This window comes from Alkalibacterium thalassium (assembly GCF_900101165.1).
In the GTDB taxonomy this organism is placed as follows: Bacteria; Bacillota; Bacilli; order Lactobacillales; family Carnobacteriaceae_A; genus Alkalibacterium; species Alkalibacterium indicireducens.
Genome location: NZ_FNFK01000009.1, coordinates 51,875 through 58,884, shown reverse-complemented (window position 1 = coordinate 58,884; position 7,010 = coordinate 51,875). Strand labels below are relative to the sequence as shown.

The following is a 7,010-nucleotide window of genomic DNA, read 5'->3' as shown; positions in this document are numbered from 1 at the left end:
GTGTTTGTCAAGGGCAAATGCGGCTCCGATTGGTATAGTCAGTGGGCCTTCACCACCTTTAATTTTTAGTTTTCATAAAAAATTTGACAGTTCCCTCCAAGGTGGCTTCATGTAATTCATTGAACAAGTCAAAAAGCTTTTTGTGTTTCCGTTTAAGTGACATTGGACGGTAAGTGCCTTTATCTAAAAACGCATGTCGAGATTCACCAATCGTCTTAAGACTCCCTGTTTCCTTATCAGTTACTTCATAGCTGATGACCATCTTCACTCCGGTAAACTCTTTAATCTCTGCATCTATCACGACAGTTTCTCCGTAACGGACCATTCCTTTATACTCAGCCTGCACTGACAGAACAGGAATTATAATTCCTTCGTCCTCCATCTGATGATAGCCGTACCCCAGCTCTTCCATCAGATGAGTCCTAGCCTCTTCAAACCATCTGATATAATTGGAGTGGTGAACGATCTGCATCTGATCTGTTTCGTAATACTGTACTTTATGTAGACATAGTGTCATAATTGTGACCTTCTTTCTTTTACGTTCAACTTTTATCGTTACCAGTGTAGCACAAGCTGACAGGGTTATGTTAAAATTATACGAGACGACATTGTGTATATTATCACTAGAAAAGGCGAGGAGGAACAGAAATGAAGCGGACAATTGGATCAGTTACAGGATGGGCTGCTATTCTAGCCGGGGTTATCGGCTTACTGCTGGTAGCATTCGGGCTTGATCCCCAGGCAATGATCAGCGGTGGAGCAGGGATCGTTCTGGCTGTAGCAGGATTTTTCCTTAAAGCACAGACCACACGCATGAACATTACGGCAATCGGCCTATCTATTGCAGCTATTTTGTTTGCCAGCATTACTTACTGAATCCAGCACTCATTAAAAGACCACTGCCTAGTATTGAGCAGTGGTCTTTTATTGAGCGATAAGATACTCAGGGAATTAGACCGTCATGGCGAGGAAGATGAGTGCCCCGACAGCTCCACCAATGAATGGACCAACGATAGGGATCCATGAATACTCCCAATCAGAACCTCCTTTATTAGCTATAGGAAGTATCTGGTGAGCGATTCTCGGACCCAAATCACGGGCCGGATTGATGGCATACCCTGTTGTTCCTCCAAGCGAAAACCCGATTGCCACAATAAGCAACCCTACAATCAGAGGATTCAGTCCATCTGTAAAATCGCCTTGAGTAAAAGCAAGTAGGCCGAATACTAGAACAATCGTCGCAATCGTTTCAGATAACAAATTCCATTTTGATCCTTTAATGGCTGGACCTGTTGAGAACACAGCCAGGATAGCTTCCTGATCATCCGTAGCTCTGAAATGAGGAATATAATGAAGCCAGACCAGAACGGCACCAGTAAAACCCCCTGCAACTTGTGCAATGGTGTAGGGGATTACCATCTCCCATCCAATTTCACCAGCCACAGCCATTCCGAGGGTCACTGCCGGATTAATATGTGCCGGAGACAGCCAGCCTACAGCGTAAACCGCCATAGCTACGGCGAGCCCCCACCCTATACCGATCATGATCCATCCACTATCATATGATTTCGTCTTTTTCAGTACATTGGCAGCAACCACACCGTCTCCCAGAAGAATGAGGATCATCGTGCCGAAATACTCACCAAGTAACTGCTGAAATAAAGTTGTTTCCACTATAAATCCCTCGCTTTATTTATTTTTGTATTCCTCCAGTGATACTTCTCTTACTCTTTCATCCAGATGAGCAGACCAGTTTTCTTTTTCTTCTTCACTCCATCCAAGTTCTTTCTGCATGGCATCAAGAACCGATTCTTTCAGTTCAATAACCTTGTCTATATTGAAGAATATTGAATCTGTGCGTCTTTCAAAGAAATCCTCTGGAGACAGAATCATTTCATGCTCCAGCCCATACGCCAGCTGCAGGGCATCTTTTAAAGGCATATCGAACGATCGGGCCTTCCCCAGCAGATCATACACCTTAAAAATATTTGTCCCATACCAGTCAACCAGGAAACGTGCATCGTCCTGATCCAGACCTGCATCAGTCCCATCTTGACTGTGCTGATCTATAAATGTCTGGAATGCAAATGGATTTTCGACATCTCCTCCGGAAAGCGGAATGGTCTTCGTGTCCACCTGATCGAACCTTACATTCAGTTCTTCAAAGGCTTTATCGATGACTTCAAAGGTATCTTCCGCCATACGCCGGTAATCAGTCAGTTTTCCTCCTGCAATCGTGATCAGTCCGTCTTTTTCAGTAAAGATTTCGTGTCCTCTGGAAATGCCTGACGGGTCATCATTATTCTCATCCTGAATTAGCGGTCTGAGCCCCGCCCAGCTCGATTCGATATCATCCAATGCTATGGATACCCCGTCAAATCGGTGATTGATTGTCTGCAGGAGGTAATCAATGTCTTCCTGTTCGATGGACGGGTCCTCGTACGACCCCTCAAATGGGGTGTCCGTCGTTCCAAAATATGTTTTATTGCCACGTGGGATAATGAAGACCATACGATTATCTTCATGTCCGGTATCAGTGTAAATGGTTCTGGACACAGGGAGCTTAGAATGATCCACTACAAAATGGACTCCTTTTGTAGGGAACATTTTACCTTCAGTATATGCCTTCCTGTTCTTTCTTGTCTCATCCGACCATGGACCGGTAGCATTCACCACGACTTTCGCATCGATGTCAAAGGACTCCTCGTTCAACGTATCCTTTGTTCTGACAGTTCTTATCTTTCCATCCTCATCGTAACCGAAAGATTCAGCTTTAACATAGTTGGTTATAATGGCTCCGAGTTCGTCAGCTTTTTTTATTGTTTCGATTGTCAGTCGGGCATCGTCATTCGTGTAGTCAAGGTAGAAACCTCCGGCTACAAGTCCTTCTTCTTTCAAGTGAGGTTCTTCCTTAAGCACCTCTTCCTTGTCAACGATATAATGGGCCCATTCTTCGGCAGTCTCTGCCAGATAATCGTACAGGTGCAGAACAACTTCTGCAGTGAAGGCATTAAAAGAAGCACCTGGTTCTTCATATACCGGCATCAGCATATAGCCCGGCTGGACAATATGAGGGGCATTCTTTCCAATAACAGCCCGTTCCTTAGCTACTTCTGACACAAGCTCCACATCAAACTGTTTCAGATAGCGTAGACCCCCGTGAACAAGCTTTGTGGACCGGCTGCTCGTCCCTCCTGCGAAGTCCTGCATCTCGATCAGACCAACTTTTATACCTCGGGCAGCGGCATGGAGAGCTAATCCAGCTCCAGTGATGCCGCCTCCGATGATCAGCAAATCGACTTGTTCAGATGACAGCTTATTTATATTCTCTTTTCTGGTCTGAGCTGAAAATGTCATGCGTCCGTCAGCTCCTTTCTTAAGTTTTTAACCGTCTTCCTCTTCTTTTTTTACTTTTTTCGGCTTGAATTTGAAAGCCTGAGTTGCCTTGACAGCTGCCTGCCAGCCTTCGTACAGATCTTCACGGACCTCTTCGTCCATATTAGCCTCAAAGGTTGCTGATTTATCCCATTTCGCTTTGATTTCATCCAGGTCTTTAAAGAATCCCGTAGCCAGACCAGCGAGATAGACTGCACCTAAAGCGGTCGTTTCCATGATTTTAGAGCGTTCAATCTTCACATCCAGAATATCAGCCTGGAACTGCATGAGGAAATCGTTCATGCTGGCTCCACCATCCACTCGCATCGTTTCTGTCTTAAGTCCTGCATCCTCATTCATCGCATCCACAACGTCTCTTGTCTGGTAAGCCAGAGATTCGAGCGTGGCACGAATAAAGTGTTCTTTTTCCGTTCCTCGAGTCAGTCCAAAGACGGCTCCTCTGGCATCCTGGTCCCAATGCGGGGCCCCCAGTCCAGTAAAGGCAGGAACGACATAAACATTATCTGTTGTATCCACTGCTGTAGCATAGTTTTCTGATTGCGGCGCATCTCTGAACATTCTCAAACCGTCACGCAGCCACTGAATGGCAGACCCGGCAACGAAAATTGCCCCTTCCAGCGCATAATACACTTCATTATCCAATCCATATGCCAGAGTAGTGAGCAGACCATTCTCAGACTGAATCGGCTCTTTTCCGGTATTCATAATAATGAAGGCACCTGTTCCGTACGTATTTTTAACCATTCCTTTATCAAAAGCAGTCTGTCCGAATAAAGCTGCCTGCTGGTCTCCGGCAATTCCTGCAATCGGTACTTGAACTCCTTTAAAGATCGCATCCATAGTCTCTCCAAATATACCTGAAGACGGTTTGACTTCCGGCAGCATGCTTTCAGGAATATCCAGGAGATCGAGTATATCTGAGTCCCACTGCATATCATAAATATTGTAAAGCATCGTGCGGCTGGCATTTGAATAATCCGTAGCGTGAACCTCTCCACCAGTCAGCTTCCATAAAAGCCAGGTATCAATCGTCCCAAATAAAAGCTCTCCATTTTTCGCCCGTTCTCTGGAGCCTTCTACCTTATCAAGGATCCATTTGATTTTGGTCGCTGAAAAGTAGGAATCTACAATGAGACCCGTTTTCTTATGGATCATGTCCTTATGTCCGTCTTCAACAAGCTGGTGCGCAACATCAGATGTCTGCTTGGACTGCCAGACGACTGCAGGGTAAATCGGTTCCCCTGTTTCCTTATCCCAGATGACTGTTGTTTCCCGCTGGTTTGTTATGCCGATACTGTCAAGGTCGTCTGCCTCAATACCTGCTTCGATCATGACACTTGCAATGACCTGAAGCGTCTTTAACCAGATTTCATTCGCATTGTGCTCGACCCAACCCGGTTCCGGGAAGGACTGCTCAATCTCCTTCTGGTAACTCCATCTTGGTTCCCCTTCCTTATCGAATATGATTGCCCGCGTGCTTGTCGTTCCCTGATCGATTGCCATAATGTAATCAGCCATTGCTATATCTACTCCCTTTCTCTTAATTGTAAAGGCTTACTGTCGAATCCAGTATAACATTGCACCCTTCACTTCTTCTAATAGTAAGCATATGAAGAAGTAAATGTGTTAAATTCATCCCCATTTTATTTTACTTTTATTCGGTGAGGTCATAAGTTGACTGTTCATTTTCTCTAGTGAGTAATTGATTGTGACGACCACTTATCTTACATGATTCTTAAGTGAACAAAAAAAACAGCTCGAGTGAGCTGTTTTCTTTACACTATTTTGATCGTATGATTAGCCGTTCATCAGTGCCTGATTTGCCGTGATGATAGCTGTTTTATAGACATCTTCTTCGACACATCCACGTGACAGGTCTGAGACAGGTTTATTCAGACCTTGAAGAATCGGTCCGACTGCTTCAAATCCACCTAAACGCTGAGCCATTTTGTAGCCGATATTTCCTGACTGCAGTTCAGGGAATACGAACACAGTTGCTTCACCTGCAACGTCTGATTCAGGTACTTTCTGCTGGGCTACAGCAGGAACAAAAGCTGCGTCGAACTGAAGCTCGCCGTCAATAGCCAAGTCAGGAGCAAGTTCCTGCGCAATTTTTGTTGCGTTACGAACTTTTTCTGCTTCCGGTGCATTAGCTGATCCTTTTGAAGAGAAGCTCAGTAATGCAACTTTAGGATCGATACCGAACATTTTAGCTGTACGGGCACTTTCCACTGCGATTTCTGCCAGGACCTGCTCATCCGGATTCGGATTGATCGCACAGTCGGAGAACAGATATTTTTCCTGTCCTCGTCCTCGTAGCATGATGAATGCCCCAGATGTACGGCTTACGCCAGGACGGGTCTTGATAATCTGAAGAGCCGGACGGACCGTATCTCCTGTTGAGTGAACCGCTCCGCTGACCAGGCCAGCTGCATAGTCCAGATAGACAAGCATGGTACCGAAGTAGTTCACATCTTTAAGCTGAGTTCTAGCCTGCTCTTCTGTGGCTTTCCCTTTACGGCGCTCAAGAAATGCGTCTACCATTTCGTCAAACTTGTCGTATGTTTCAGGATCGATGATTTCGATATCCTTCAGATCATATCCATGAGCTTTTGCTTCCTCTAAAATGTCTTCTTCTTTACCGATCAGAACGGGTTCAAGAATGTTTTCGTAATGAAGGCGCAATGCAGCACCTAAAATACGTTCATCTGTCGCTTCAGGAAAGACGATTTTCAGATCTTTTCCTTGAATGTTCTGTTTCAGACTTTCAAATAATTCCACTTGATTTTCCCTCCAGGATTTGTTTTTTCCACATTCTTAATCATACCACTTTTCCAATGGTTTTCACAGTTTAACCAGTAAATTATTCTAGTCATACGGGTTTTCAGGCAGACTCCAGTCAACCGGCTCGAAACCCATTTTCTCAAGAATCCGATTGGTTTCTGAAAACACGCCTGACCCTAAAAAGCCCCGATATGCAGACAATGGACTCGGATGAGAGGTTTTAAGAACGACGTGTCTGCTGGTATCGATCATCTTCTCTTTTCTCTGAGCCGCATTCCCCCAGAGAAGAAATACGATCGGTTCTTCTCTCTCACTCAAGGCCTTTATCACGTGGTCTGTCAGATCTTCCCAGCCTCTGTTGCGATGCGAATGCGCCTCTCCTCCTCGAACGGTTAATACTGTATTGAGAAGCAGGACGCCTTCTTCTGCCCATTTTTTCAGATACCCGTGTGAGACTGGAGGAATCCCCAGATCTCTCTCCAGCTCCTTATACATATTTTTAAGAGAAGGAGGCACATCCACCTCTGGTCTGACAGAAAAACTGAGGCCATGAGCCTGATACCTGCCGTGATAGGGATCCTGCCCTAAAATCACGACTTTGACTTCACTGAAAGGTGTCCATTCAAATGCTTGCCAGATATCTTCCACGACAGGATAGACTGTTGCCTCAGCGTATTCTTTCTTTAAAAACTCTCTTAATTCCTGATAGGACGCGGTCTGTTCAGCTTCTTTTAAAATGGGGGTCCAGTCATTGTCTACTGGAATCGACATATGTAAACTTCCTTTCTCTTTTGAGTAAATTTATCTCCCTTCGTCCACTATTTTTGTTA

General features: G+C 45.0%; 7 protein-coding genes. 1 reads left to right on the top strand and 6 read right to left on the bottom strand.

The window, feature by feature from the left end:
- Positions 1-58: 58 nt before the first annotated feature.
- The gene (locus tag BLR76_RS03905) at positions 59-517 is read right to left on the bottom strand and encodes an acyl-CoA thioesterase (RefSeq protein WP_091265694.1); all 459 of its coding nucleotides are present in this window, start codon (positions 515-517) and stop codon (positions 59-61) included.
- Between the two features lie 131 nt (positions 518-648).
- Here BLR76_RS03905 and BLR76_RS03900 point away from each other — a divergent pair, with 131 nt between their 5' ends.
- A complete protein-coding gene (locus BLR76_RS03900) occupies positions 649-876 on the top strand; it encodes a hypothetical protein (protein ID WP_091265692.1) in 228 nt (75 codons plus the stop codon).
- Between the two features lie 75 nt (positions 877-951).
- Here BLR76_RS03900 and BLR76_RS03895 read toward each other — a convergent pair whose 3' ends face one another.
- From BLR76_RS03895 to BLR76_RS03875, 5 genes are all read right to left on the bottom strand, one after another.
- Positions 952-1,674, bottom strand: a complete 723-nt coding sequence (locus tag BLR76_RS03895; RefSeq protein ID WP_091265690.1) for an MIP/aquaporin family protein — start codon at positions 1,672-1,674, stop codon at positions 952-954.
- A gap of 15 nt (positions 1,675-1,689) precedes the next feature.
- On the bottom strand, positions 1,690-3,357 hold the full coding sequence (locus tag BLR76_RS03890) for an FAD-dependent oxidoreductase (RefSeq protein WP_091265688.1): 1,668 nt from the start codon (positions 3,355-3,357) through the stop codon (positions 1,690-1,692).
- A gap of 27 nt (positions 3,358-3,384) precedes the next feature.
- Positions 3,385-4,914, bottom strand: a complete 1,530-nt coding sequence (gene glpK / locus BLR76_RS03885; RefSeq protein WP_091265684.1) for a glycerol kinase GlpK — start codon at positions 4,912-4,914, stop codon at positions 3,385-3,387.
- A 279-nt stretch (positions 4,915-5,193) separates the two neighbouring features.
- Positions 5,194-6,177, bottom strand: coding sequence for a phosphate acetyltransferase (gene pta / locus BLR76_RS03880; protein ID WP_091265681.1), 984 nt, complete (start codon positions 6,175-6,177; stop codon positions 5,194-5,196).
- Between the two features lie 87 nt (positions 6,178-6,264).
- Complete coding sequence (locus BLR76_RS03875; RefSeq protein ID WP_091265679.1) at positions 6,265-6,951, bottom strand: uracil-DNA glycosylase; 687 nt, start codon at positions 6,949-6,951, stop codon at positions 6,265-6,267.
- Between the last annotated feature and the right edge of the window lie 59 nt (positions 6,952-7,010).